Source organism: Sodalis sp. RH20 (assembly GCF_047324205.1).
Lineage (GTDB): Bacteria > Pseudomonadota > Gammaproteobacteria > Enterobacterales > Enterobacteriaceae > Acerihabitans.
In genome coordinates this window covers 3984978-4010223 of sequence record NZ_CP178733.1, presented here as the reverse complement: position 1 = coordinate 4010223, position 25246 = coordinate 3984978, and the positions used below count along the sequence as shown (strand labels likewise).

Annotated in this window: 20 protein-coding genes and 1 pseudogene; 12 read left to right on the top strand and 9 right to left on the bottom strand. The window is 59.4% G+C overall.

The annotated features are described in order from the left end of the window. Nucleotides 1-111 precede the first annotated feature (111 nt). The 3 genes from ACL2XM_RS18475 to ACL2XM_RS18465 all read left to right on the top strand — a co-directional run bounded on the left by ACL2XM_RS18475 (nt 112) and on the right by ACL2XM_RS18465 (nt 2338). On the top strand, nt 112-1359 hold the full coding sequence (locus tag ACL2XM_RS18475; protein WP_413731353.1) for an FAD-dependent monooxygenase: 1248 nt from the start codon (nt 112-114) through the stop codon (nt 1357-1359). A gap of 176 nt (nt 1360-1535) precedes the next feature. After that, complete coding sequence (locus ACL2XM_RS18470; RefSeq protein ID WP_413731351.1) at nt 1536-1910, top strand: DUF3817 domain-containing protein; 375 nt, start codon at nt 1536-1538, stop codon at nt 1908-1910. Then, the gene (locus tag ACL2XM_RS18465) at nt 1910-2338 is read left to right on the top strand and encodes a CopD family protein (RefSeq protein ID WP_410012280.1); all 429 of its coding nucleotides are present in this window, start codon (nt 1910-1912) and stop codon (nt 2336-2338) included. Before ACL2XM_RS18470 ends, ACL2XM_RS18465 begins: the two co-directional genes overlap by 1 nt. Nucleotides 2339-2369: 31 nt before the next feature. Here the strand turns inward: ACL2XM_RS18465 and ACL2XM_RS18460 are convergent, their stop codons facing one another. Continuing rightward, nucleotides 2370-3227, bottom strand: a complete 858-nt coding sequence (locus tag ACL2XM_RS18460; protein WP_413723539.1) for an SDR family oxidoreductase — start codon at nt 3225-3227, stop codon at nt 2370-2372. 80 nt (nt 3228-3307) lie between these two features. On the opposite strand from ACL2XM_RS18460, the pseudogene ACL2XM_RS18455 reads away from it, so the two are divergent. After that, a pseudogene (locus ACL2XM_RS18455) lies at nt 3308-3700 on the top strand (winged helix-turn-helix transcriptional regulator); the annotation flags it as partial. Between the two features lie 68 nt (nt 3701-3768). Here ACL2XM_RS18455 and xylR read toward each other — a convergent pair. The 3 genes from xylR to xylA all read right to left on the bottom strand — a co-directional run bounded on the left by xylR (nt 3769) and on the right by xylA (nt 7946). Continuing rightward, nucleotides 3769-4947: a D-xylose utilization transcriptional activator XylR gene (gene xylR, locus ACL2XM_RS18450; protein ID WP_413722029.1), complete on the bottom strand. Its 1179-nt coding sequence runs from the start codon at nt 4945-4947 to the stop codon at nt 3769-3771. Nucleotides 4948-5061: 114 nt separating this feature from the next. Continuing rightward, nucleotides 5062-6516, bottom strand: coding sequence for a xylulokinase (xylB, locus tag ACL2XM_RS18445; protein ID WP_413727234.1), 1455 nt, complete (start codon nt 6514-6516; stop codon nt 5062-5064). Between the two features lie 110 nt (nt 6517-6626). After that, nucleotides 6627-7946 (bottom strand): xylose isomerase, encoded by a 1320-nt coding sequence (xylA, locus tag ACL2XM_RS18440; RefSeq protein ID WP_413722030.1) that lies wholly within the window; start codon nt 7944-7946, stop codon nt 6627-6629. 483 nt (nt 7947-8429) lie between these two features. Here xylA and xylF point away from each other — a divergent pair, with 483 nt between their 5' ends. The 7 genes from xylF to ada all read left to right on the top strand — a co-directional run bounded on the left by xylF (nt 8430) and on the right by ada (nt 18022). Further along, on the top strand, nt 8430-9425 hold the full coding sequence (gene xylF, locus ACL2XM_RS18435) for a D-xylose ABC transporter substrate-binding protein (RefSeq protein ID WP_413722031.1): 996 nt from the start codon (nt 8430-8432) through the stop codon (nt 9423-9425). Between the two features lie 105 nt (nt 9426-9530). Then, nucleotides 9531-11039 carry a xylose ABC transporter ATP-binding protein gene (locus ACL2XM_RS18430; RefSeq protein WP_413723540.1) on the top strand — a complete coding sequence of 503 codons (1509 nt, stop codon included), beginning with the start codon at nt 9531-9533 and terminating at the stop codon, nt 11037-11039. Continuing rightward, nucleotides 11032-12198 carry a xylose ABC transporter permease XylH gene (gene xylH / locus ACL2XM_RS18425; RefSeq protein WP_413722032.1) on the top strand — a complete coding sequence of 389 codons (1167 nt, stop codon included), beginning with the start codon at nt 11032-11034 and terminating at the stop codon, nt 12196-12198. Before ACL2XM_RS18430 ends, xylH begins: the two co-directional genes overlap by 8 nt. Before the next feature lie 299 nt (nt 12199-12497). After that, entirely contained in the window at nt 12498-14885 is a 2388-nt protein-coding gene (gene darB / locus ACL2XM_RS18420) for a darobactin export ABC transporter permease subunit (protein WP_413731349.1), read from the top strand. Then, the gene (darC, locus tag ACL2XM_RS18415) at nt 14876-16132 is read left to right on the top strand and encodes a darobactin export ABC transporter periplasmic adaptor subunit (protein WP_413731347.1); all 1257 of its coding nucleotides are present in this window, start codon (nt 14876-14878) and stop codon (nt 16130-16132) included. Before darB ends, darC begins: the two co-directional genes overlap by 10 nt. A 1-nt stretch (nt 16133) precedes the next feature. Further along, nucleotides 16134-16793 carry a darobactin export ABC transporter ATP-binding protein gene (gene darD, locus ACL2XM_RS18410; RefSeq protein WP_410012269.1) on the top strand — a complete coding sequence of 220 codons (660 nt, stop codon included), beginning with the start codon at nt 16134-16136 and terminating at the stop codon, nt 16791-16793. Between the two features lie 155 nt (nt 16794-16948). Continuing rightward, on the top strand, nt 16949-18022 hold the full coding sequence (gene ada, locus ACL2XM_RS18405) for a bifunctional DNA-binding transcriptional regulator/O6-methylguanine-DNA methyltransferase Ada (RefSeq protein ID WP_413722034.1): 1074 nt from the start codon (nt 16949-16951) through the stop codon (nt 18020-18022). Between the two features lie 168 nt (nt 18023-18190). Here the strand turns inward: ada and ACL2XM_RS18400 are convergent, their stop codons facing one another. Further along, nucleotides 18191-19372, bottom strand: coding sequence for a benzoate/H(+) symporter BenE family transporter (locus tag ACL2XM_RS18400; protein WP_410012267.1), 1182 nt, complete (start codon nt 19370-19372; stop codon nt 18191-18193). A 330-nt stretch (nt 19373-19702) separates the two neighbouring features. Between ACL2XM_RS18400 and ACL2XM_RS18395 the strand changes: the two genes are divergently transcribed. Continuing rightward, nucleotides 19703-20605, top strand: a complete 903-nt coding sequence (locus ACL2XM_RS18395) for a hypothetical protein (protein WP_410012266.1) — start codon at nt 19703-19705, stop codon at nt 20603-20605. Nucleotides 20606-20658: 53 nt separating this feature from the next. On the opposite strand, the gene dmsD is transcribed toward ACL2XM_RS18395, so the two are convergent. From dmsD to ACL2XM_RS18375, 4 genes are read right to left on the bottom strand one after another with little or no spacing between them, the layout of a single operon-like run. Further along, nucleotides 20659-21267 carry a Tat proofreading chaperone DmsD gene (gene dmsD, locus ACL2XM_RS18390; RefSeq protein WP_410012265.1) on the bottom strand — a complete coding sequence of 203 codons (609 nt, stop codon included), beginning with the start codon at nt 21265-21267 and terminating at the stop codon, nt 20659-20661. A 10-nt stretch (nt 21268-21277) separates the two neighbouring features. After that, complete coding sequence (locus ACL2XM_RS18385) at nt 21278-22138, bottom strand: DmsC/YnfH family molybdoenzyme membrane anchor subunit (protein WP_410012264.1); 861 nt, start codon at nt 22136-22138, stop codon at nt 21278-21280. Between the two features lies 1 nt (nt 22139). Continuing rightward, complete coding sequence (locus ACL2XM_RS18380) at nt 22140-22757, bottom strand: DMSO/selenate family reductase complex B subunit (protein ID WP_410012263.1); 618 nt, start codon at nt 22755-22757, stop codon at nt 22140-22142. A 3-nt stretch (nt 22758-22760) separates the two neighbouring features. Continuing rightward, nucleotides 22761-25211 (bottom strand): DmsA/YnfE/YnfF family dimethyl sulfoxide reductase, encoded by a 2451-nt coding sequence (locus ACL2XM_RS18375; RefSeq protein ID WP_410012262.1) that lies wholly within the window; start codon nt 25209-25211, stop codon nt 22761-22763. Nucleotides 25212-25246 lie beyond the last annotated feature (35 nt).

Genomic DNA, 25246 nt, shown 5'->3' with positions numbered 1-25246 from the left:
CCCGACATGTGCTGCGCCCGCCCGCCGGGTCCCCGGCGAACCCTGGGCGGGTTCCGACAAAAGGTAAGTAGCACTATTTCATTAAACGTTTATTCACCAAAGGTTAACTGAATGAATCGTAAGCTTCGTATAGGCGTCATTGGCGGAGGCATCGGTGGCGCTGCATTGACCGCATCATTGCAGCAACGGGGCATGGAAGCACATCTGTTTGAGCGTACAGCGGCATTTAGAGAAGTGGGCGCGGGGGTGCAGATGACGCCCAACGCGGTAAAAGTGTTAAAGGCCCTTGGCCTGGGCGGCGAACTCCAGCGGTTGGGCTACCTGCCGCTGGCGATTGTCGGGCGCAACTGGCGTACCGGGCGGGAGAAGTTTCGCACGCCATTATCCAGTGCCTGCCCGCAGCTGTTTGGCGCGGAGTTTTATCACCTGCACCGGGCCGATTTGCTGGCCATGCTGGTCGGCCTTATCGACGCGCGGTTGATTACCCACAACGCGCGCTGCGTCTCGGTGCTTAACCATGAGGGGACGGCGGTCGCCCGCTTTGATAACGGCGCGGAGTACGAGGCCGATGTCATCGTTGGCGCCGACGGCGTTCATTCGGTGGTGCGCGGCGCGCTGTTTGGCGACGAAGCGCCGCGTTTTACCGGCCATATCTGCTGGCGCGCCGCCATTACCCTGGGCGAACACGCCGATTTTATCAGCCCGGTTTCCGCCGTCTGGCTTGGCCCCAACGGACATGTCGTGACCTATACCATCTGCGGCGGCCGGGTGTTGAACATCGTCGCGGTCAGCGAAGCCGCCGACTGGATGGAGTCATCCTGGCATTTGCCCAGTAATCGCGACGAGCTGTTGCGCACGTTCAGCGGCTGGCATCCCGAGCTGCTGCGCATTCTGTCCTGCGCGCGAAACGTGCTGAAATGGGGCTTGTTCGATCGGGATCCGATGCCGCGCTGGTCGCTGGGGCATATCACGCTGCTGGGCGATGCGGCGCATCCCATGCTGCCGTTCCTGGCCCAGGGCGCCGCCATGGCCATGGAGGACGGATATGTGCTGGCCAGCGTCCTGGCGGCCAATGCCGGCGATATCCCCCAGGCGCTGCGGTTATACGAGGCGGAACGGCTGCCGCGCACCAGCCGGGTCCAGCTTTCGGCGCGCGAGCGGGGCCGGCTGTATCATTTGTCCTCGCCGTGGCAGCAGTTCCGGCGTGATTTCAGCTACAAGGTCAAGGCCCTGATGAATCCCCATGCGTCCGGCCTGGAAGCTCACTGGGTCTTCGCCTACGATGCCACCGCCTTCAGCCCGCCCGCGGCCACGCCGCCCGATGCGCCGGCGACCGCCACGCGTTCTGTTATGGGATAGGGGGATGTCGCCGGCGCCCTCCGGTCAGCGGGGTCCGGCGCCGTCGCCTGCCCCGGTTGACGTGTTACCCGCCGGCGGCGGCATTGGCCGGCTGGCTTGCCGTCATGGCAACCTGCGGTTAGAATAACCCTACTTTTTCAGTAGCTATCGCCGCCGCAGCGGCAAAAAGGGCGAACGTGGCCATCGACAATCAATCGCGCCAGGGTCTGGACGGCGCGGAGCTTACGCTGTTAAGACGCCTGCATCTCGCATCGGTGGTGGAAGGCTATACGCTGGTTATCCTGGTGTGCATTGCCGTGCCGTTAAAACACCTCGCCGGCTTTCCTCAGGTGAGTGCGGCGATGGGGCCGATCCACGGACTGGCTTTTCTGTTTTACGCCTGGATGGTGGTGAATACCGCCGCCGGCGGTATGTGGCGTAAAGCCCAGGTGGCGCGCCTGCTGATCCTGGCTTTTATCCCTTTCGGGACGTTTTTTAACGTGGGCATGATTAAACGGCGTGAAGCCGGGCCGGGCGTGGATGGCGTGCCGGTTAAGGAGAAACGGATATAATGACCTATATGCTGATAAAGGCGCTGCATCTGGTGGCGTTCACGCTGTGGATAGGCGGTATGCTGCTGCTGGCGGTGGCGATGACCGCCTGGAAACACACTCCCGCCGCCGAGCGCGCGCCCGGCCTGCGGCTATTCAGCGCCGTGCAGCGTTTTAACCAAACCGTGACGCTGCCGGCCATGATCGTCACCTGGCTTTCCGGGCTGGCGCTGACCCTGATGGGCAATTGGCCGCCGTCCCTGTCGCTTATCATCAAGGTCATCTTTGTGCTGGCGTTATCGGCGCTGCACGGTATGCAGTCGGGATCGCTGCGCCGCAGCCTGGGCCGCGCCGAACTGACGGCCCCGGCCATCCTGCGCCACGCCGCCGCCTTTACCCTGGTGGCGCTTATCGCCTGCGTGCTGCTGATCGTGCTGCAGCCGCTGTAGCGCGGGCAACGCCGCGCATCGCGGCGGGCGATTACCCGGCTTTCAGTACGGCGGCCACCGTATCCCTGATGGGCGTGGTGGCGCGGCCTATCAGCCGGCTCAACTGCCGGCCATCGTCAAACAGCCCGCCCTGCGACGCGCCGGCATCAGAATCAGCCAGCAGCGCGGCAACCGGCCCGGGCAGTCCCGCCTGGCTGAGCAGCGCCTGGTATTCCGATGGCGGCAGGTCGACATATTTCACCGCCACGCCGGACTGGCGGGTAATTTCCGCCGCCAGTTCGGACAGGGTATAGGCGCTGTCCCCCGCCAGTTCATACACTTTACCGGCCTGGCCGTCCAGGGTTAATACCTTTGCCGCCGCAGCGGCAAAGTCGGCGCGCGCGGCCGAGGCTATCCTGCCGTCGCCGGCGCTGCCCGCCAGGGCGTGGTGGGCCAGGGCGGCGGGGACGCCGGCGGCATGGTTTTCGTTGTACCAGCCGTTGCGCAGCAGCACGACCGGCAGGCCGGAATCACGCAGCAGCGCTTCGGTTGCGCGGTGCTCTTCGCCAAGTCCCAGCGGGCTGGTATCGGCATGCAGCAAGCTGGTGTAAGCCAGTAATTCCACCCCGGCGCGTTTGGCGGCGTCGATCGCGGCGCCATGCTGGCGCGTGCGCTGGCCGAGTTCGCTTGAGGAGATCAGCAGCAGTTTCGTCGCGCCCTTAAACGCGCTGTCCAGCGTCTCGGGCCGGTCATAATCGGCCTGGCGCACGTTAACGCCGCGCGCCGCCAGATCCTGCGCTTTTTGCGGCGAGCGCACGGCGGCCACCAGATCCGCGGCCGGATGGGTTTTTAACAGTTCAGCTATCACTAAACGGCCCAGTTGGCCGGTCGCGCCTGTAATAACAATCATCATTTTCTCCTTTGGGCTTCAGAAAGAGCATCATATCCCCTATACTTACTTAAAGTAAGTACTAACAAAAAGGTAAGTATATGAATTTTCAGGCGGCACCCAAATCCACGCTGGCGCGGCAAATGCAGCGCGGCGAATTGCTTGACGTCAATTGCCCGTCGCGGGAGGTGTTGAAACACCTGACCAGCCGCTGGGGCGTACTGGTGCTGATCGCCTTGTCGCAAGGTACCCATCGTTTTAGCGAGCTGCGCCGTAAAGTGGGCGGCGTCAGTGAAAAAATGCTGGCGCAGACCCTCTCGTGCCTGGAGGAGGACGGCCTGGTCATCCGCCAATCCCTGCCGGTGATGCCGCCCCATGTGCAATATAGCCTTAGCGGGCTGGGACTGGAGGTCGGCGCTATCGTGGAACACCTGGCCGACTGGATAGAAACCCATTTGCCGCAGATTATGCAGGCGCGGCAGGCAAAACCGGCGCGGCGGGAAGCGGATGCCCTGGCCGTGCCTGATGCCGCAATGGTCAGCCGCACCGGCAGCGCGCGGCGCTAATAAGACATTTCGCCATATTTTTCACGATATTCCTTGGGCGTGATATCAAACCCTTTTTTAAATACCGAATAAAAATATTGCAAAGAAGGGTAGCCGCACATTTGCGAGACTTCATTGATGGTGAGCGACGTGGAGATCAATAAATTGCGCGCGCTCTCCAGCTTTTCCTCATGGATGACGTTATGAATTGTTTTACTGGTTTCGTCCTTAAACCGTTTTTCCAGGTTGGAGCGGGACATGCCCACCACGTCCAGCACCTGCTCGACCTTGATGCCCTTGCAGGCATGATAGCGGATATAATGCATCGCCTGTATCACCGCCGGATCGCGCAGCGAGCGGAAGTCCGTCGAGCGGCGCTCCATGACTTTCAGCGGCGGCACCAGAATCCGCTGCAGCGGCAGCCGTGATTTATTCAGCAACTGGTGCAGCAGCTTGGCGGCCTGGTAGCCCATCTGGCGGGTGCCCTGGGCGACGGACGATAAGGCTACCCGGGAAAGGCACCGCGCCAGCTCTTCATTATCGATGCCGATAATGCACAGTTTTTCCGGCACGGCGATATTCAGGTGTTCACATACCTGCAGCAGATGGCGGGCGCGGGCATCGGTTACCGCGATGATGCCGGTTTGCGGCGGCAGCGACTGCAGCCAGTCGGCCAGCCGGTTTTGGGCATGCTGCCAGTTATCCACCGCGGTTTCCACGCCCTGGTAGACTATCGGCTGGTAATACTCATCCGCCGTTAGTTTGCGAAACGCCTGCTCGCGTTCGTGTGACCAGCGCTTGCCGCTGCTGGCCGGCAGGCCGTAAAAAGCAAACCGGTTCAGGCCTTTTTCCTTCAGGTGCAAAAAAGCGCTGGCCACCAGCGCATGGTTATCGGTGGCGATATAGTGCACCGGCGGATATTCCTCGGCATGCTGGTAAGAGCCGCCGACGCCGACAATCGGCACCTTGGCCTCGCTGAGCAGCAGTTCAATTTCCTTATCGTCGTAATCGGCAATCACGCCGTCGCCCAGCCACTCTTCAATACGGTTGATACGGCAGCGGAAATCATCTTCGATAAAAATATCCCAATCGCACTGCGACGCCTGCAAATACTCGCCCACCCCCTCGATAACCTGGCGGTCGTACACTTTATTGGCATTAAATAATAGAGTTATACGATAACGTTTTTCAAACATACGGTGGGTTCTCACGAAAATCTGCCGAAGGCCAGCATATACCTTTGAACAATCAGAAAGAATTGACCGGATGTGCGCCAGCTAGCAAATTCATTATAAAGTGCGGGCGAGGCTCTACTCGCCCAAATGCGCCACCTGCTGGTAGAACCGGCGGAATACTTTCCGTTGCTCCGCATAAGCCTCGTGCCGCTCCTTATCCGGCGTATAGCGGGCCTCCAGCGGCAGCGCGGGCAGCATGTCCGCCCAGGACGTCCCGGGGTGGCAGCTAAGCTGCGCCAGACGCGCCGCGCCCAGCGCCGGACCGACGTCGCCGCCGGTGCGGTAGTCCAGCGCCTCGCCGCTGACATCGGCCAGCAGCTGCCGCCAGTATTCGCTGCGCGCCCCGCCGCCAATCAGCGTGATGCTGTCCGGCCGCAGGCCGGTGCCGTGCAGGGCGTCCATACCGTCCGCCAGGCCGAAGCTGACGCCTTCCACCACCGCGCGCGCCAGGTCGGCCGGGCCGTGTTCATGGGTCAGCCCCCAAAACGCGCCGGTGGCGTTGGGATTATTGTGCGGCGTGCGTTCGCCGGAAAGATAGGGTAAAAACCACACCGGCGCCGCGCCGGGGCGGGACTGCGCGGCGGCTTCCAGCAGTGCCGGCACGCTGCCGATGCCGGTCAGGCGGGCAGCCCAGTCCAGGCAGGATGCGGCGCTGAGCATGACCGACATCAGATGCCAGGTCCCCGGCAGCGCATGGCAAAAACTGTGCACCGCCTGCTCGGGATTGCTGAGAAACCCATCGCTGACGGCAAAATAAACGCCGGAGGTGCCAAGCGACAGCATGGCCTGTCCCCGGCGATACAGGCCGACGCCGATGGCCCCGGCCGCGTTGTCGCCGCCGCCGGCCACCACCGGCACCGCGGCCATGCCCCAGCTTGCCGCCACCTGCGGCAACAGGGTGCCGGTCGCCTGGTTGCCCTCGAACAACCGCGGCATCTGCGCCCGGGACAGCCCACAGGCGCCCAGCAGCGCATCGCTCCAGTCGCGGCGCCCGACATCCAGCCACATCGTCCCCGCCGCATCGGACATATCGGTGGCGAAATCCCCGGTTAGACGCAGCCTGAGGTAGTCTTTCGGCAGCAGGACCTTATCCACTTGCGCAAAGATCTGCGGTTCCTGTTCGCGCACCCAGCGCAGCTTGGGGGCGGTAAAACCGGGCATCATCAGGTTGCCGGTAATATCCCGGGAACGGGGCACGTCGTCTTCCAGCGAGCGGCACTGGGCAAAGCTGCGCCCGTCGTTCCACAAAATGGCCGGGCGCAATACCCGCTGCTGCTTATCGAGCAACGTCGCGCCGTGCATTTGGCCGGTCAGCCCGAGGGCGCGCACCCCGCTCAGATCATGCCGGGCGGCCAGGGCGCGCATGGCGCTGTCGGCCGCCCGCCACCACTGCTCCGGGTCCTGCTCGGACCACAGTGGCCGGGGCCGGGAAACGGTCAGGGGTTCCGTATGGCTGCCCAGAATATGCTGCGCCTCGTCCAGCAGAATGGCTTTCACGCCGGAGGTGCCCAAATCTATGCCGATATACATACGCTATCCTTCTGAATTGTCACCGCGCCGCCCCCGCGTTGGCGGGGGCGGCGCGGGTTGACTATAGCGGCCGTCCGCCAGCGCGGACGCCGGGATCGCCGCCGGAGACGTTAGCTGAACAAGACCTGGTTGACGATATTTTCCAGCAGTTCCTGCTGTCCGCTGCGATGCTCCGGCGCCAGGGCGTGCTTGCCGGCGTACTGGGCCAGCTCGGCAAGGGAAAGGTTGCCCTGCAGTATCCGCTGCCCCAAATCGCCGTTCCAGCCCGCGTAGCGCGCCTTCACCATCTGCTCCAGGCGACCGTCTTCGATGAGCTTCGCCGCCACTTTCAGCGCCAGCGCCATGGTATCCATGCCGCCGATATGGCCGTGGAACAGATCGTATTTATCGGTGCTTTGCCGGCGTACCTTGGCATCGAAATTCAGTCCGCCGGTCGTGAAGCCGCCGGCCTTGAGGATTTCATACATCACCAGCGCATTTTCCTCCACGCTGTTGGGGAACTGGTCGGTATCCCAACCGGACTGCGGATCGCCGCGATTGGCATCTACCGAACCAAAGATCCCGAGTGCTATGGCGGTGGCGATTTCATGATGGAACGTATGCCCGGCGAGCGTGGCGTGGTTGGCCTCGACGTTAACCCGGATCTCTTTTTCCAGGCCGAACTGTTTTAAAAAGCCGTACACCGTGGCGACGTCATAGTCGTACTGGTGTTTGGTCGGCTCCTGGGGTTTGGGTTCGATAAGCAGCGCGCCCTGGAAACCGGTTTTGTGTTTATGTTCCACCACCATTTGCATAAAGCGGCCGATCTGCTCGCGTTCCTGGCGTAAATCGGTGTTCAGCAGCGTTTCATAGCCTTCGCGTCCGCCCCACAGCACGTAATTTTCCCCGCCGAGTTTGCGGGTGGCGTCCATGGCGCTGTTGACCTGGGTGGCGGCCCAGGCGAAGATTTCTGGATCCGGACTGGTGGCCGCGCCGGCGCCGTAACGCGGATGGCTAAAGCAATTCGCCGTGCCCCACAGCAGCTTGATGCCGGTCTGCTGCTGCTTTTGCGCCAGCACGTCGGTCAATATGGCGAAGTTATTCAGATAGTCTTTGATGGTGGGACTGTCCGGCAGGATATCAATATCATGGAAACAGTAATAAGGCGCGCCCAGTTTGCTGAAAAATTCAAAGGCCACATCGGTTTTCAGCCGCGCCTGGGCCAGCGCGTCTCCCGCGTGCTGCCAGGGACGGTCGAAAGAACCCACGCCGAACATATCGGTGCCGCCCCAGCAGAAGGTATGCCAGTAACAGACGGCAAAACGCAAATGGTCCTCCATGCGTTTACCCAAAATCTTTTCGTCGGCGTTATAGTGATGAAACGCCAGCGGATTGGTGCTTTGCGTACCTTCAAAACGGATTTTTTCAACTTGATCAAAGAATTGAGACATAATGACTCCTTGGAAACACCAGGTCCGTTCTGAAGCGGACGGGATTTATCAGGCCGGCGGGTAAATATGACGGCACAATAAGCAAATCTGTGCTTGATTCTGGTAATAACGCCCGGCGCGATCAATTACGTTATTTCACATCGCCATTCATGAAATTATTAATTGTGCGCGGGATCACAAGGAATAGGGGATAAAAGCGCTTTTTGGCGGGGAAAATACGGAAGTTAATGTTTGGCCGGCCTTAACCTCACCGGCAAAATAAGGCGCAGCTCACAGAATACGCATTTGAGTAAAATATCATAATGCCGTTGTGAAAATTTGCAATTGCCGCTGCTGATTTCCGACCCTAATACTACATGGGTTAACTCTGTCGCCTCTTGGGCGCCCCTACGCAACATTATTTGTAAAGGTTTGATTCTTATCCGTTGCTCGGCAAGTTCCATTGCTGAATTTGTTCTTATAAAAGTAACATAAGGAATTAAAATGAAACTGAAAACTCTCCTGCTTTCCGCCTGCGCGGCGCTGGTATTGCTAAGCCAGCCGGGCATGGCCAAACAAATCAAGATCGGCATGGCGGTGGACGACCTGCGTCTGGAACGCTGGCAAAAAGACCGCGATATTTTCGTCGCCAAGGCCAAATCACTGGGTGCCGATGTTTTTGTTCAATCCTCCAACGGCAATGAAGAAACGCAAATGTCACAAATAGAGAATATGATCAATCGCGGCGTTGACGTGTTGGTGATTATTCCTTACAACGGACAAGTGTTAAGCAATGTTATTGCCGAAGCGAAACGGGAGGGCATAAAAGTCCTCGCTTATGATCGAATGATAAATAATGCTGATGTGGATTTTTATATTTCCTTTGATAACGAAAAAGTCGGGCAACTGCAGGCGCAAAGCCTGGTTAAGCGGGTGCCGCAAGGTAATTATTTCCTGATGGGCGGCTCGCCGGTGGATAATAACGCCAAAATGTTCCGCGCCGGCCAGATGACGGTGCTTAAACCCTTGATTGACAGCGGTAAGATAAAAATCGTCGGCGACCAATGGGCCGACGGCTGGTTACCTGAAAACGCCCTGAAAATCATGGAGAATGCCCTGACCGCCAATAACAATAAAATTGACGCGGTAGTGGCCTCCAACGATGCCACCGCCGGCGGCGCCATCCAGGCGCTGGCCGCCCAGGGGCTGGCCGGCAAAGTGGCCATCTCGGGCCAGGATGCGGATCTGGCCGGTATTCAGCGGATTAACCAGGGCACCCAGACCATGACGGTGTATAAACCGATCAAGCAGCTGGCCTCCACTGCCGCCGAGATAGCGGTTCAATTGGGCAATGGTGAAAAACCCAAGTCCAACGCCTCCCTTAACAATGGCCTCAAGGACGTCCCCTCCTATTTGCTGACGCCGATCTCGGTGGATAAAAGCAACATAGAGAGCACGGTCATCGCCGATGGTTTCCACAAGAAATCCGATCTGAACTAATCCGCCTGAACGCCGGCTGTCGTCTGTGACGTTAACTGAACCGGGCCGCGCTAAACAGCGGCCCGGTTGCGGAGGTTGATTATCGTGGCATCAAATTTGCTGGAAATGAAAAATATCACCAAGCGGTTCGGCCAGGTCAAGGCGGTGGATAATGTGTCCCTGACCATCGAGGCCGGCCAGGTGCTGTCGCTGTGCGGCGAAAACGGCTCGGGTAAATCGACGCTGATGAAAGTGCTGTCGGCGGTGTATCCGCACGGCACCTTCGAGGGCGAGATCCTGTTCGGCGGCGAACCTCTGGTGGCGCACGGGGTACGCGATACCGAACAAAAGGGCATCGCCATTATTCATCAGGAGCTGGCGCTGGTGAAACAAATGACGGTACTGGAGAATATTTTCCTCGGCACCGAGTGGGCGAAATACGGCGTCATGGATTATGACAATATGTACCTGCGCTGCCAGCGGATGCTGGCGCAGGTCAAACTCAATATCGACCCCGACACGCGGGTCGGCGAACTGGGCCTGGGCCAGCAGCAGCTGGTGGAAATCGCCAAGGCGCTCAACAAGCAGGTCCGCCTGCTGATCCTGGACGAGCCCACCGCGTCGCTCACCGAAAGCGAGACCGCCATCCTGCTCGATATCGTCGACGATTTGCGCAATCACGATATCGCCTGCATTTATATTTCCCATAAACTTAATGAAGTCAAAGCCATATCGGACATGATCTGCGTCATTCGCGACGGCAGGCATATCGCCACGCGTCCGGCCGCGGGCCTGAGCGAAGAGGCGCTGATCACCATGATGGTGGGCCGCGAACTGACGGAGCTTTATCCCCATGAGCCTCACGTGATTGGCGAGGAAATCCTGCGGGTGGAGGGCCTGACAGCCTGGCATCCGGTCAATCAGCATATCCGCCGCGTCAATAATGCCGCCTTCAGCCTGCATAAAGGGGAAATCCTCGGCATCGCCGGGCTGGTGGGATCGGGTCGTACCGAACTGGTGCAGTGCCTGTTCGGCAGTTATCCGGGGCGCTGGGAGGGCACGATCCTGCTCCATGGCGCGCCGGTACGTTTCGCCAACTGCCGCCAGGCAATGCGCAGGGGGATAGCCATGGTGCCCGAGGATCGTAAAAAGGACGGCATCGTGCCGGTGATGAGCGTCGGCGCCAATATTACCCTGGCGGCGCTCAACCAATTCACCGGCGGGTTCGGCATGGTGGACGAGGCCGCCGAGCAGGCCGCGGTGCGTGACGCCATCGGGCGGCTGAAGGTGAAAACCGCTTCCCCGGAACTGGCCATCGGCCGGCTTAGCGGCGGCAACCAGCAAAAAGCCATCCTGGCGAAATGTCTGCTGCTAAACCCGGACATCCTGATACTCGACGAGCCGACCCGCGGTATCGATATCGGCGCCAAGCAGGAAATCTACCTGCTGATTAATCAATTGGTGCGCCAGGGCATCGCCGTCATCGTGGTGTCCTCGGAATTACCCGAGGTGCTGGGCATCAGCGATCGGGTGCTGGCGATGCACCAGGGTGTCATTAAAGCCTCACTTATCAACCGCAACCTGACCCAGGAACAGGTCATGGAAGCGGCGCTCAGGAGTGATTCCCATGTCTAAAATTATTCACACCGACGGTGCGGCGATTGCCGGCGGCAGGCGGAAGTCCCTCAACCTGCAGGTGTTCGTCATGCTGGCCGCCATCGTGGTCATCATGCTGTTTTTCACGTTTACCACCGAAGGCTCGTACCTGAGCGCGCGCAATATTTCCAACCTGCTGCGCCAGACCGCCATTACCGGCATTCTCGCGGTCGGCATGGTATTTGTCATCATCTCGGCGGAGATCGATCTGTCGGTCGGCTCCATGATGGGATTGCTGGGCGGGGCGGCGGCGATTTTCGACGTCTGGCTGGGATGGCCGCTGCCGCTGACCATCGCAGTGACCCTGGTGCTCGGGTTGCTGCTCGGCGCCTGGAACGGCTGGTGGGTGGCGTACCGCAAGGTGCCTTCGTTTATTGTCACCCTGGCGGGCATGCTGGCGTTTCGCGGCATTTTAATCGGCGTCACCAACGGGACCACGGTATCGCCCACATCGCCCGCCATGTCGCAGATCGGGCAAAGCTATCTGCCGGGCGGCGCGGGGTTCGGCATCGGGTTTATCAGCCTGGTGCTGTTTATCGCCTGGCAATGGCGCCGGCGCGGCAATCGCCAGCGTCTGGGATTGTCCGTGCCGGCCAAGACCTGGGATATGACGCGCCAGGCTATTACCGCCGTGGTGGTATTGGGCGCCATTTATTTGCTTAACGACTACCGTGGCGTGCCCACGCCGGTGCTGATGCTGGTGGCGCTGATGCTGGCCGGCCTGTTTATGGCGTCCCGCACCGCCTTCGGCCGGCGCGTCTATGCCATCGGCGGCAATATTGACGCCGCCCGGCTTTCCGGCGTGAATGTCGAGCGCACCAAGCTGGCGGTATTCGCCATCAACGGCCTGATGGTGGCGATTGCCGGGCTTATCCTCAGTTCCCGCCTTGGCGCCGGATCGCCGTCGGCGGGCAATATCGCCGAACTGGACGCCATCGCCGCCTGCGTCATCGGCGGCACCAGCCTGGCCGGCGGCGTCGGCAGCGTGGCCGGCGCGGTAATGGGCGCGTTTATCATGGCGTCGCTGGATAACGGCATGAGCATGCTTGACGTGCCCACGTTCTGGCAATATATCGTTAAAGGGGCCATCCTGCTGCTGGCGGTTTGGATGGATACCGCCACCAAAAAACGGGTGTAAGGTCTGTTTCTGCGCCACGGGCCGCCGGCGGGCGGCCCGTTTTTTTATTCATTAACGGTACGCGTTTTTATGGCGTAAAGTTAAACGCAGATTAAATAATATTAAAAAACACACCCAGTAGATTGACGCTTTTATTAATGCCTTCTTAAATCAATAAGAGGATAATCCTGTTTATAAGTATAATGATTTTCAATCAGTTAGCGTGATTAATATATAGTAATTAATAATTAATAGACAAATTAAATAATATATTGCAAGGCATAGTGGTTTTTTACTCCCTCCACCGAGATAATCCGCTGATGATCCTGAGTGAGTTTGTTAACGATATAAAAGCCAATCCTGTTGCCTCCCTGTTGGCGATCGTTATTACCGCCATCGGTTTTGCCACGACCTTCTTAATTCTGCTGCTCTTTATCGACGATGTTAAAATAGACCGGTTTTATCCCGGCGCTGAACGCCTTTACCGCATCGAAACCCTGTTTTGCCCACCCAACGGCGATAAGGTGCGTTCCGCCCAGGCCCCGCTGCCGTTGCTTGACGCGCTGCGCAAACAACCGGGGATTGACCGCGTCGTCTATGCCCTGCGGCTGTTTACTACCGTTCGCAGCGAGGGGCGGTTTGTCCATCGCGTACCGGTGTTCGCGGTCAGCGCAGGCTTCCTGACGCAGCTCAATCCCTACCGCCAAGCCCCCGCCTTGCTTGCGGCGAACGAAATTTATATCACGCCGGCCTTTAACCGCCGGTATCTCGGCCTGGCGTCCCCCGTGGGCAAGACTATCGATCTGGGCGACAAAGGCCGGTTTGTGATCAAGGGCGTGCTTGAACCCCGTTCCGACAGCAGCATCGATATGCCGGCGGTCATTGCCTTCTCACCGGCGGCGATGGCGGGTTATCACGATAAGCGGAGAGACTGGTATCACAGCCACCTGTTTATTTTTATCAGGACCGCCCCGGCCGCGCCGTTTGATAACGCTCTGCTGGATAAACTGGTCGGGCTTCACGCCCCGCCGCTATCCGGGACGCCCATTACTCCCACGGCATTCATTCACCTGCGCGCCAAACCTATCCAGCAGATGCATTATGACGACGGTTATGCCGATGACATGGCCGCGACTATCGCCAAACCCTTGCTGCATGCCCTGTATGCGGCCGCGTTGTTTGTGCTGCTGACCACGGCGGTAAACTATTTTAACGTCAATGCCATCATTAACGCCGCCAAACGGCGCAGCCTGAATATCAAACGCGCGCTGGGCGCGTCGGATAAACAGCTTGCCGCCGAGTCGGTGGCGGTTATCGTGCCGCAGTTTGCCGTCATCTGCGCGCTGGCGCTGTTGATATTGTTCGGGGCGTCCGCCATGTCGCCTTACGTCCTGGCGCTGATATCACATCACAGCGCCGTATTGCTGGCCGCGCTGTTCCTGGCGGTGCTGCTGCTTATCGGCTGCGTGGTGATCGCCGCGCATGTGCTTTATTTCTGCTGTTTTGTTGTATCCGCCGGCGCGGGACGGGCAAATCACCGCCACGAAACCACCGCGGCCTATTACCTCAACCGGCTTACCCTGGTGACGCAACTGCTGATCTCGGGCGTCCTGGTCTACTCCTGGGCCGGTACGGCGGCGCAGAACCGTTACGTCATGCAAGCCGATTTCGGCTATCGCCAAAAGAACCTGCTGACGTTTGAACCCAGCGAACGGCTCCATTCGCTTGAAAGCGTGCGCGCGCTGCAAAACCGCCTCAAAGAGGACGCCGGCAGCGCCAATATCGCCTTGAGCAACTGGCGCCCGTTTGATATGACGCCTACCGCGCTCATTATCCAGCATGCCCGCCAGCAGGCCAAGGATCAGTTCGTGACCGTCAGCGCTCTCGACGTCGACCCTCACTTTACCCGGGTATGGGGCCTTGAAACCCTGGGCGGCGGAGAAAATGCCATTGCCGTAAGCGCCGATCCGGCGGTGCGCCATGTGATTGCCACCCGGGCCTTTATCGGGCTGATGGGGCTGTCTTCCTATGATGAAGCGCTTAACACGACCTTCTACGCCGAGGTGGACGGCGGGAGGCGCCGGCTGCGCGTGCTGCGCGTCGTCGATAACTTTTATCCGGGCGAGCGTACCCGCCAGCCGCCGCCGCTGATGCTGTTCATTAACGATCGGGTGGAAAAGTATGCCGCTATCGGGTTTTCCACCGCGGCGCAACGGGATCGCATCATCTCCGCGCTCAGCGGTTATGGCCTGGCGGACCTGCAGGTGCGCACGGTGGAAGAGCTGCATGCCGAACACTATAAAAACAGCCTGTTGATCCAGGACGTCATCAGGCTGGTGGCTTCTCTTTCCCTGTTCCTGATGCTGGTCAGCGCGATGGTCATCGGGCTGTCGGAGGCCCGGCGGCTCAATCAGACCCTGATGATCATGGCGGCGGTGGGCGGCTCGGTGTCTACCAGCGCGGTCTTTTTCCTGCGGCAAAACATGCTGGCGCTGACGCTGACGTTGTCGCTATCCCTCGGCATCGGGGTTGTGCTCCTGCGGCGCTGGCTGGGCCAATTCGACGTGGTCACCGGTCTGGCCCTTACCTATGCCTTCGCCGCCCTGATGCTCCTGGGCCTGGCGGTGATGGCGGTGATGGTCGCGACCCTGCTGGCCGGTGGCGGCCGGCTGGCGCGCCTGCGGCGAGGGCCACGGCTATGGACGTAAAACTGGATAAAAAGCCCGCCCTGCTTCCGGGCGCCGGATGGATCGCCTGGATCGCCGCCGCGCTGTTGATCCTGCTGTGCGCAGGGCTCTATAAGCTGGCCACCACCGATAATTACCTGCGCCTGCCGTTGGCGAGCGTGGCCTTGCATCCGGTGACGCGCGGGGCCTATACCGACACCCTGGTTACCCGCGCCATCGCCCTCCCCAACGAAAGCGTTATCGTTTCCACGGAGCGCGGAGGGAAGGTGGTCGATATCTATAAAGCCTCTTCCGATTATGTCAAAAAAGGCGAAATTATCGCCCGCCTGTCCAATTATGATTTTGTCCTGCAGGTCACCTCGCGCATCGCCGACGCCACCGAACAGATCAATAATCTGCGCAATATGCGCATGTTATTGGAACGCAACAGCCGCGACACCAAGCTTGAGCTGCAGAAATCCCATTACAACCGGCAGAAGCTGGTCAAGGACATCCGGCGCAATAAAAAGCTGTTTGAAAAAGCCATTATCGAAAAGGCTAAATATGAAGACCTGCTGGATGAGTTAGCGCATTGGGAAAAAACCTGCGCCATTTTGTCCGGACACGATCGGCAGCAGGACCAAATACTGCCGCAGCAGTTCCAGGAAATTGATCGCTCCATCAAACGCCTGGGCAAACTGGTGGATTTGATCAAGGGCGGCCTGGAGCAGCTGATTATCGTCTCGCCCATCGACGGCACCCTCTCATCGCTGGATATCAAAATCGGCCAGCAGATTAAACCCGGCGACAAGGTTACCATGGTCGACAACCTGCATTCCTACTACTTTGAAGCCGATTTCAGTGAATATTACCTGGATAAAATCAAGCCCCAGGCCAATGTCATGGCGCAGGCCGGCGGCATCGAAATCCCCCTGGCCATTGAATCGGTATCCTCGGCGGTGGACAACGGTAAGTTCAAGGCCAGGCTCCGGCCGTCCCAGCCCCAGCAGATTGCCCTGAAGCGCGGGCAATCCATCGATCTGCATGTGTTTCTGAGTACGCAGCAGGACGCGCTGCTCGTCCCTTCCGAAGCGGTGTTTTTCAACGAGGGCCAGGCGCTGGTCTATGTGTTTGATGAAAACGATCGGCGGGCGGTTAAGACGCCGGTGCGGTTAAAGCGGCAGGGCGCGGCACAGGCGGAAATACTCGGCGGGCTTGCCGAAGGGCAACGGGTGGTGACCTTCGCGGATAATGATTACGAAAAATCCAATATCATTGAGTTTGATTGATATGATTACCCTGGAAAGAGGCGGTAAGTTCTACACCACCAAGACCATCAAGACCCTGGCGCTGAACGCGGTAAGCCTTAACGTCGGGGCGGGTGACTTTCTTGCCGTCATGGGGCCGTCCGGTTCAGGCAAATCCACCCTGCTGAACGTGCTGGGAATGTTCGAACCCCTTGATGAAGGCCGTCTGACCCTGGCCGGCGAAAACGTCGCCGCCCTGGGTTATGCGCAGAAAATCGCCTTACGACGGCGGCTTATCGGCTATATATTCCAATCGTTTAACCTGATCCCTTCCATGTCGGTCTATGACAACGTGGTTCTGCCGCTGAAATACCGCGGCGTGGCGAAGGCGGAGCGCCGGCGGCGGGTTGATCAGATCCTGGCGGTATTCGGCCTGACGCATCGCGCCGGGCATTATCCGGCGCAGCTGTCCGGCGGCCAGCAGCAGCGGGTGGCCATTGCCCGCGCCATGGTGTCCCGCCCCGGCCTGATACTGGCGGATGAACCCACCGGCAACCTGGACAGTAAGAACAGCCGCGACGTGCTGGAACAGCTGAAAAACATCAACCGGGAAGGCACGACCGTGGTGATGGTGACGCATTCGCAGGAGGCGTCGAGTTATGCCAACCGGGTGCTGACCATGCGCGACGGGCGTCTTGCATAATGCCGGCGCGGGCATGGCGATAAAAGCCATTGGCATAACGGCATACATTAAAAAGCAAGCTTCAGGGGGTTTAACCGCCGCGGGCATGCCACCCTAATCATCAGTCTGGTCACCACCTGGCCGTAGCGATATGATGAAACCAAAGGGGCTTTGCCATGAAACCAGGTAACACTGCATCCATGATACCCACCGAGCAGGACCCGCGCTGGCAGGCCATCGTCGCGCGCGATAAAGCCGCCGACGGCCGGTTTGTTTATGCCGTCAGGACCACTGGGATATTCTGCTCGCCATCCTGCCCGTCGCGCCTGCCTCTGGCGGCGAATGTGCTGTTTTTCGCCAATGCCGAAGACGCGTTGCGGGCGGGCTTCCGTCCCTGCAAACGCTGCCGCCAGGGCCGGCCTTCGCTAGCGGCGGAACAGGCGGCGAAAATCCAGCTGGCCTGCCGTTATATTGACGGGGCTGAGGGGATGCCGACACTGGCGGAGCTGGCGCAACAGGCCGCCTTAAGCCCGTTCCATTTCCACCGGTTATTTAAGTCCGTTACCGGCCTGACGCCGAAAGCCTATGCCGTGGCCCGGCGTAACCAGCGGGTGCGGCAACGGCTTGCGGGCGACGCCTCGGTGACCGACGCGGTGCTGGAGTCCGGCTTTAACTCCCAGGGCCGTTTTTACGCCGGAGCCGATGCGCTGCTGGGGATGACGCCCACCGCTTACCGGGCGGGAGGGAAGGGCGTTGCTATCGTCTTTGCGGTCGGGCGTTGCTCGCTGGGTGATATCCTGGTCGCCCAGAGCGCGCGCGGCATCTGCGCCATCCTGTTGGGCGACGATGCGCAGCGGCTGGTGGAACAGTTGCAGGATACCTTCCCCCACGCGGCGCTGGCGGGGGACGATGAGGCCTTTGCCCGGCGGATGGCGCTGGTGGTGGGGTTTGTCGATGCGCCGGCCCTTGGCCTGGACCTGCCGCTGGATATTCGCGGCACCGCCTTCCAGCAGCGCGTCTGGCAGGCCCTGCGGGATATCCCGCCCGGGCGCACGGCCAGCTACCTGGAGGTGGCGAAACGCATCGGTTCGCCCGCCGCGGTGCGCGCCGTGGCGGGCGCCTGCGCCGCCAATATGCTGGCGGTGGCCATACCCTGCCATCGGGTGGTGCGCAGCGACGGGGCGTTATCCGGCTATCGCTGGGGGGTGGACCGCAAACGGCTGCTACTGGATAAGGAGGCCAAAGGCTAAGCGGCGTGACGCCACGATCGGCGGCCATATAATACCCGCGATGAGCCAGCCGGGTCATCGCGATGCGGCCCGATGATGCCGGTATCCACCGCCGGCGGCGGCGGACGCCAACGACTTAGCGACGCGAGGAATGTCGCTACCGGTACCGGCGGCGAGGCGTGTTTCCGCTTATTTTGTCTTACCCGGCAGCGCCAGGATACCCCAGGTGATAATCCCCCCCGCCAGTCCCCAAAAAGCGCTGCCGATGCCGAAAAAACCGACGCCGGACGCGGTCAGTAAAAAGGTGACGATAGCGGCATCCCGGTGCGTCTCTTCCAGCAGGGCGCGATGCAGGCTGCCGGCAATGGTGCTCAGCAGCGCCAGCCCGGCGATGGTATGGATAAGCGCCGCGGGCAGGGCGCCGAACACCATGCCGATGGAGCCGCCGAACAGCCCGGCCAGCAGATAGGCCGCGCCCGCGGCGGCGGCGGCCATATACCGGCGCGCGGGGTCGGGATGGGCCTCCGGGCTCATGCAAATGGCGGCGGTAATCGCGGCGATGCATATGGAAAACCCGCCCAAGGGCGCCAGGATCAGCGACGCCAGCCCCGTCCAGGCGATCAGCGGCGAGGTCGGCACGCGATAGCCGGCGGCTTTCAGGGTGGCGATGCCCGGCGCGTTTTGCGAGGCCATGGTCACCAGAAAAAACGGCATGCCGACGCCCATCAGCGCGGAGAGGGTAAAATGCGGCATGATAAAATGCGGGGCGGCGAAGGTCAGCGGCTTACCGGCGAAGGCAATCTGGCCCTGCAGGCCGGCAACGGCCAGGCCGACGCCAAGCGCCGCCACGACGGCATAGCGCGGCGCCAGGCGCCGCGTCAGGAAAAAGGCCAGGCACATGCCCGCCGCCAGCACAAAATGACTTTGCAGCGCGATAAACGCATCCAGTCCGAAACGCAGCAAAATTCCCGCCAGCATCGCCGCCGAAATCGCTTGCGGAATATGCTGCATCAGCCGGGCGAACAGCCCGGTCACGCCACACAGTAAAATCAGTGCGCAGGCAAAGATAAAGACGCCGACGGCCTCGTTAATCGAGTAGCCCGGCAGGCTGGTGACCAGCAGCGCCGCGCCGGGCGTCGACCAGGCGGTGAGGATCGGCGCGCGGTAATACAGCGACAGGCCCAGCGAGGTTATGCCCATTCCCAGGCCCAGCATCGTCAGCCAGCCGCCGATTTGCTCAACGCTGGCCCCCGTGGCCTGGAGCGCCTGAAACACAATGGCCGCCGAGCTGGCATAGCCCACCAGTACGGCGATAAAACCGGCGATGACGGCGGAAAACGAGAGGTCGCGTAATGCGGAGCGAGGCGCCATGCTGATCATATCCTATTGCCGTGCAATGTTATAAATCACCGGGGCCATAGCGCCCCTGTTTCTGGTTGTGTTTTGCAATGTCGCCTTAAAACTTAACATTGTGCGCGACAACACTCAATCGCGAGCGACATACCGGGGAACGGCGAACGTGAAAACGCCGCTGGGAATGTAAAGCTACCGGTAGCATTTAGGTTATTTAATCAAGGTTTAGCCAGGATTGGCTATAATTCCACGATTATTATGAAATAGTCAGATTATGTGCTTATTTTTTGATAATGGCCATTAAATATATATAGTTGAACCGTTTGATTTATTTAAGGATGCTAATATATGAATGTGAATTTCCAATATGAGTCTTTTCAACTCAGTAACGTCATCATCATAAAAAACAATTCAGGTAACTCTGTCAACCTTACAGGCGAGGAAATAAAAAGTGTAATCGAAACGGGTTGCGAAAAAATAAATTTGCATAACTGTTTTACTCGCGCGGGTAATAACGACATTTATATCAAAAGCCAAAGCGGTGCTATATCCATCTCTGAAGGAGATATCCACTGTAATGTTCAATCTCAATCAGGAAAAATCAGCTGTGAACATGTTATTCTGTCTAACGTCGAAACCGACTCTGGAAAAATTAATTTAAAAAATGTCGAAAAGGCCGGATTTATAAAATCAATGTCAGGCAAGGTTACGCTTAATAACTCCATTGCGGACAGTGTGACTACCGCCAGTGGTAATTTGTCACTTGAAAACAAAAGCCATGTAAAAGGTGATGTCATTACTGCAGGCGTTTTTTCAATAAAAGACTCTGTCATAGATAAAACGTTGGAAATATGCTCGAATAATGTCACTATCGGTGCTAACTCAATCGTTAATGAAGTCTATATGAAAAAGTCTAATATAGAAGAAAATTTTATTAACTCTAATTACCAAAAAATCATTAGTATTAATGGAGTCAACTCTGGCAATATAAATATCATTGTTAGTGGCGTTAACTTCCCCCCCGGAAACTTAAACCTTGTTGGGGTAAATAATATTAGGTTCAGCACACAAAATCACGATTTTACCAGCGGACGCATAACTCAACCACAAGAAAATAGCATAACGATAGAAAATGACGCAGTGGTGAAATCATTGAGGTTTGACGGGGATGAATGCACCGTTATATTGAAAGGCAGCGCCCGTTTCGAAGGCGACCGCAATGTACCGGGGCTTACAGTCAAAAACGCATAACCCGCTTTGGCATCCGGTGCTGTTGACGGTAAAACGGCCTCATCGCGCGGCCGTTAACGGTATAACTCCCTCTCCGGTGATTGCAGATTCCGCCTGCTTCGCCAGTCGCCCAGCGTCAGGCTGGCCAGGCGCGCCACGCCCCGGTAGAACGGATGCTCCGTGCCTTGTTCCAGCAATGCCAGGTAGCGTCCCGACCAGGGCAATATATGCTGCGCCAGCAGGGCGTCCAGCACGCTTTCATTATTTTCCGCCAGCCAGGCGGCCAGCATCAGCAGCAGGCCGATATGGTCCTCCGGCTCGCCGTCCTGCTGCCGGGAGGCGATGCCTTCCTGCGCCAGCCAGCGGCGCAGCGCCACGGTGGATTCCCCAAACAGCACGCTTTCCTTATCGAGATAGACCGATCCCCAGGGCGGGGCGGGCAGGGCATAGGGGCCGATAAACAGATTTTGAAAGGTCTCCTCCAAAGCGTCATGCCAAGGCGCGGCCAGGCCCTGGCGAATCAGCGCCGCCGCGTCTTCGACGCCGCTCTCGACAGGCCATTCCCGCTCCCAGCCCGGGGCCGCCAGCGCTTTCAGCAGGCCGGCGTTGGGCGCCGACAGGGGCGGATAATACAGCAAGGCCCCCAGCGTGCGCCCGGTCAGGGCCATATTCACATCATTCATATCATCGCCCCTAACCGGCAATCGCCATGCCCACGGTCATATGCAGGCCGTAAAATACCGCCCGGCCGATCAGTTCGCCGCCGAGCACCAGCACCAGGCCCAGCGTAAGTCCCGCCAGCGGCGGCGTGTTGCCGCGCGCCACCGGCCACAGCCAGCAGGCGAGGCCCAGCGCCAGCAGCAGCACCCGTCCGGCCATCAGCAGGCCATAGTCGGGGATAAGCGCCGAGGCCTGCTGCACCGAACTGTGGATCGCGGCCAGCCCGGCGGCCTGCATCATCACCGCCGCCACGCTTATCATCACCGCGATAACGCTTATCCAGGGCAGGTAGCGCCAGCCCGGCCCGCGGATGCCCGCGGCCTGCAGCAGCAGGTAGCCCAGCAGCGGGCCGCCGATAAACACCGTCAGCACAAAGCCGAGCGGGGTATAGATATTATCCCAGGTGGGCACGGTATCAATCATATAGACCCGGCCCATGGCATAAAGAAATACCAGGCCCGACAGCGCGGTAATCACCAGCCAGATCTTGTTAAGCGCCCGGGGCATGTGGTTAAACACCGCCATCAGCCAGTAGATGCCGCCGAGGGCGAAAAACAGCGAACCGGTGGCGATTTCATTGCTCAGCGGCGAGGCGCCCAGGCGGTTAAGCGCGTTCATGGCGCGCATCGGCGAGCCCAGGTGCATCATCGAGGCGATAAATCCCAGCCCCATCAGCAGCCACAGGAAAAACATGGCCAGATGCACCCGCCGCGCCTGCTGCACCGTCAGGTTGCCGGCCAGCAGCACCATGGCCATCACCAGATAACCGCCGATTACGCTCTGGCCCGCCACGGTAAAAAACATCAGCGGCCATTCATGCCATCCGTTACCCATATCACACCTCCTTTGGATTGGCGAGAAAGCCGGTGGTGTCGCCCTGCGGGCGGCAATTGGCATTGGCTTTGATCACCAGGTTGGGCATGGTGAAATGCGCCGCCGGCAGCGGCGCCACGTCGGCCAGGTCGCCATACTTGTCGCGCAGTTCGCCGATAGGCGCCAAATCCAGCGCGCGCAGCGGGCAGGATTCCACGCAGACAGGTTTTTGTCCCACCGCCACGCGCTCATGGCAGCCGTCGCATTTGGTCATATGCCCCTTGGCCTCGTTAAACTGCGGCGCGCCGTAGGGACAGGCCATATGACAATAGCGGCAGCCGATACAAATGTCCTCGTTGACTACCACAAAGCCGTCTTCGCCTTTGTGCATGGCGCCGCTCGGGCACACTTTGACGCAGGCGGGATCCTCGCAATGATTACAGGCGATGGACAGGTAATAAGCGAACACATCCTGGCGATAGCCGGCGCCGTCCGCCTGCCAGGTGCCGCCGGCATACTCATAGATGCGGCGGAAACTGACATCCGGCCCCAGGTTCTTGTAATCCTTGCAGGCCAGCTCGCAGGTCTTGCAGCCGGTGCAGCGACTCGAATCAATATAAAAACCGTATTGCGTGCTCATTCACTACACCTTTTCGATCTGTATCAGGTTGGTATGCTGCGGATTGCCCTTGGCCAGCGGCGATGGACGCTGCGTGGTCAGGGTATTGATGCAGCCGCCGTGATCGATTTTATCCCCGGCCATATCGGCCTGATGCCAGGCGCCCTGGCTGACGGCCGTCACGCCGGGCAGGATGCGCGGCGTTACCTTGGCGTCGATCCTGATCTCGCCCCGGTCGTTAAAGACCCGCACCTTATCGCCGTTGCGAATGCCCCGGCTTTCGGCGTCGATAGGATTGATCCACACCTCCTGCGGACAGGCGGCCCGCAGCACGTCGATATTGCCGTAGCTGGAGTGGGTGCGCGCCTTATAGTGGAAACCGGCCATCTGCAGCGGAAAACGCGCGCGCAGCGGATCGTCCCAGCCCTCGAAGGTGGGGACATACCGGGGCAGCGGACTGATGCTTTCATCCGCCTGCAGTTGCCAGGTGGCGGCCAGCTGCGCCAATGCCGCCGAATAGATTTCAATTTTGCCGGAAGGGGTTTTCAGCGGATTGGCCGCCGGGTCCGCGCGGAATTTACGGTAGGCGACAAAGTGGCCGTCGGGATCCTGGCGTTTATAGATGCCTTGGGCTTTTAACTGCTCATAGGACGGCAGTTGCGGGTCCTTGGCCAGCATCTTGGCATATAAAAATTGCAGCCATTCGGACTGGGTGCGCCCTTCGGTAAATTTTTGCGCCACATCCGCGCCGAGGCGCCGCGCGATATCGCTGGTGATCTGGTAAATCGAGCGGCGCTCGAATTTTGCCGAGGTGGCGGGCTGGCCGAAAATCAGATACCCCATATTGGCGGCGTAATCGTTGGGGACGATATCCTCCTGTTCGGTGGTCATCAGGTCCGGCAACAGGATGTCGGCGTATTTCGCCGATGAGGTCATAAAGTTTTCAATCACCACGATCATTTCGCAATCGCGCTCGTTTTTCAGGACTTCATGGGTGCGATTGATATCCGAATGCTGGTTGACCAGGGTATTGCCGGCATAGTTCCAGATAAATTTAATCGGCACGTCGAGCCGGTCCTTGCCTTTTATGCCGTCTTTTAACGCCGTCATTTCCTTGCCGCGTGAGATGGCGTCGGTCCATAAAAATACCGGGATCTGGGTTTTCACCGGATTGGTCAATACCGGCAGCCGTTCGATGGTAATGGTGTAGGTGGACTCGCGGGCGCCGCTGTTGCCGCCGTTAATGCCCACGTTGCCGGTGAGGATCGGCAGCATGGCGATGGCGCGCGCGGTCTGCTCGCCGTTGGCCTGGCGCTGCGGCCCCCAGCCCTGGCAAATATAAGCCGGTTTGGTCGCGCCGATTTCACGCGCCAGCTTGATGATCCGATCGCGGGGGATACTGGTGATCCTCTCCGCCCACTCCGGCGTCTTGGCGATGCCGTCGTCGCCCTGGCCGAGGATATAGGCTTTGTAGTGGCCGTTGGCCGGCGCGCCGGCCGGCAGGGTTTTTTCGTCGTAACCGACGCAGTAGGTATCCAGAAACGCCTGATCCACCAGATTTTCACTGATCAATACCCAGGCGATCGCCGACACCAGCGCCGCGTCGGTGCCGGGGCGAATGGGGATCCATTCATCCTCGCGCCCGGCGGCGGTATCGGTATAGCGCGGATCGATAACGATCATGCGCGCGTTGGAGCGCTCGCGCGCCTGCTCAAGATGGTAGGTAATGCCGGCGCCGCTCATGCGGGTTTCCGCCGGGTTGTTGCCGAACATCACCACCAGTTTGGTATTAACGATATCCGAGGTGCTGTTGCCCTCGTTGCTGCCGTAGGTGTAGGGCATGGCGGCATTGATCTGGGCGGTGCTATAGGTACCGTACTGATTGAGGTAGCCGCCGTAGCAGTTCATCAGGCGGGTGATAAGCGAGCCCGACGGTGACGAGCGGGCGAAATTGGCGCCGGTGGCGCCGGAGGAATAATTGATATACACCGCTTCGTTGCCGTAATCCTTGACGATACGCTTGAGATTATCGGCGATGGCGTCCAGCGCTTCATCCCAGCTGATGCGCTGGAATTTGCCTTCGCCGCGTTCGCCCACGCGCTTCATCGGATATTTCAGCCGTTCCGGATGGTTCATCCGCCGGCGCATGGAGCGGCCGCGCAGGCAGGCGCGCACCTGATGATCGCCGTATTCATCCTGGCCGGTGTTATCGGTTTCCACCCAATACACCTCGTCGTCGCGCACATGCAGCCTGAGCGCGCAGCGGCTGCCGCAATTAACCGAACACATGCTCCAGACCACCTTATCGGCCGTTCCCGCGGTCGTTGCCGGGGTAACGGCCGCCCGGGCGAACAGGAAAGGGAGCTGCAGCGCGCTGCTGGCCAACAGCAATCCCCCGGTCGCCACGCCGCCTTTCACCAGGCTGCGCCGGCTGATGGCGGCTTCGCCAAGCAGGGTTAATGTCTTGTTCTTCATCTCTCACCCGTCACATTGCACACACAAAGCGTTGC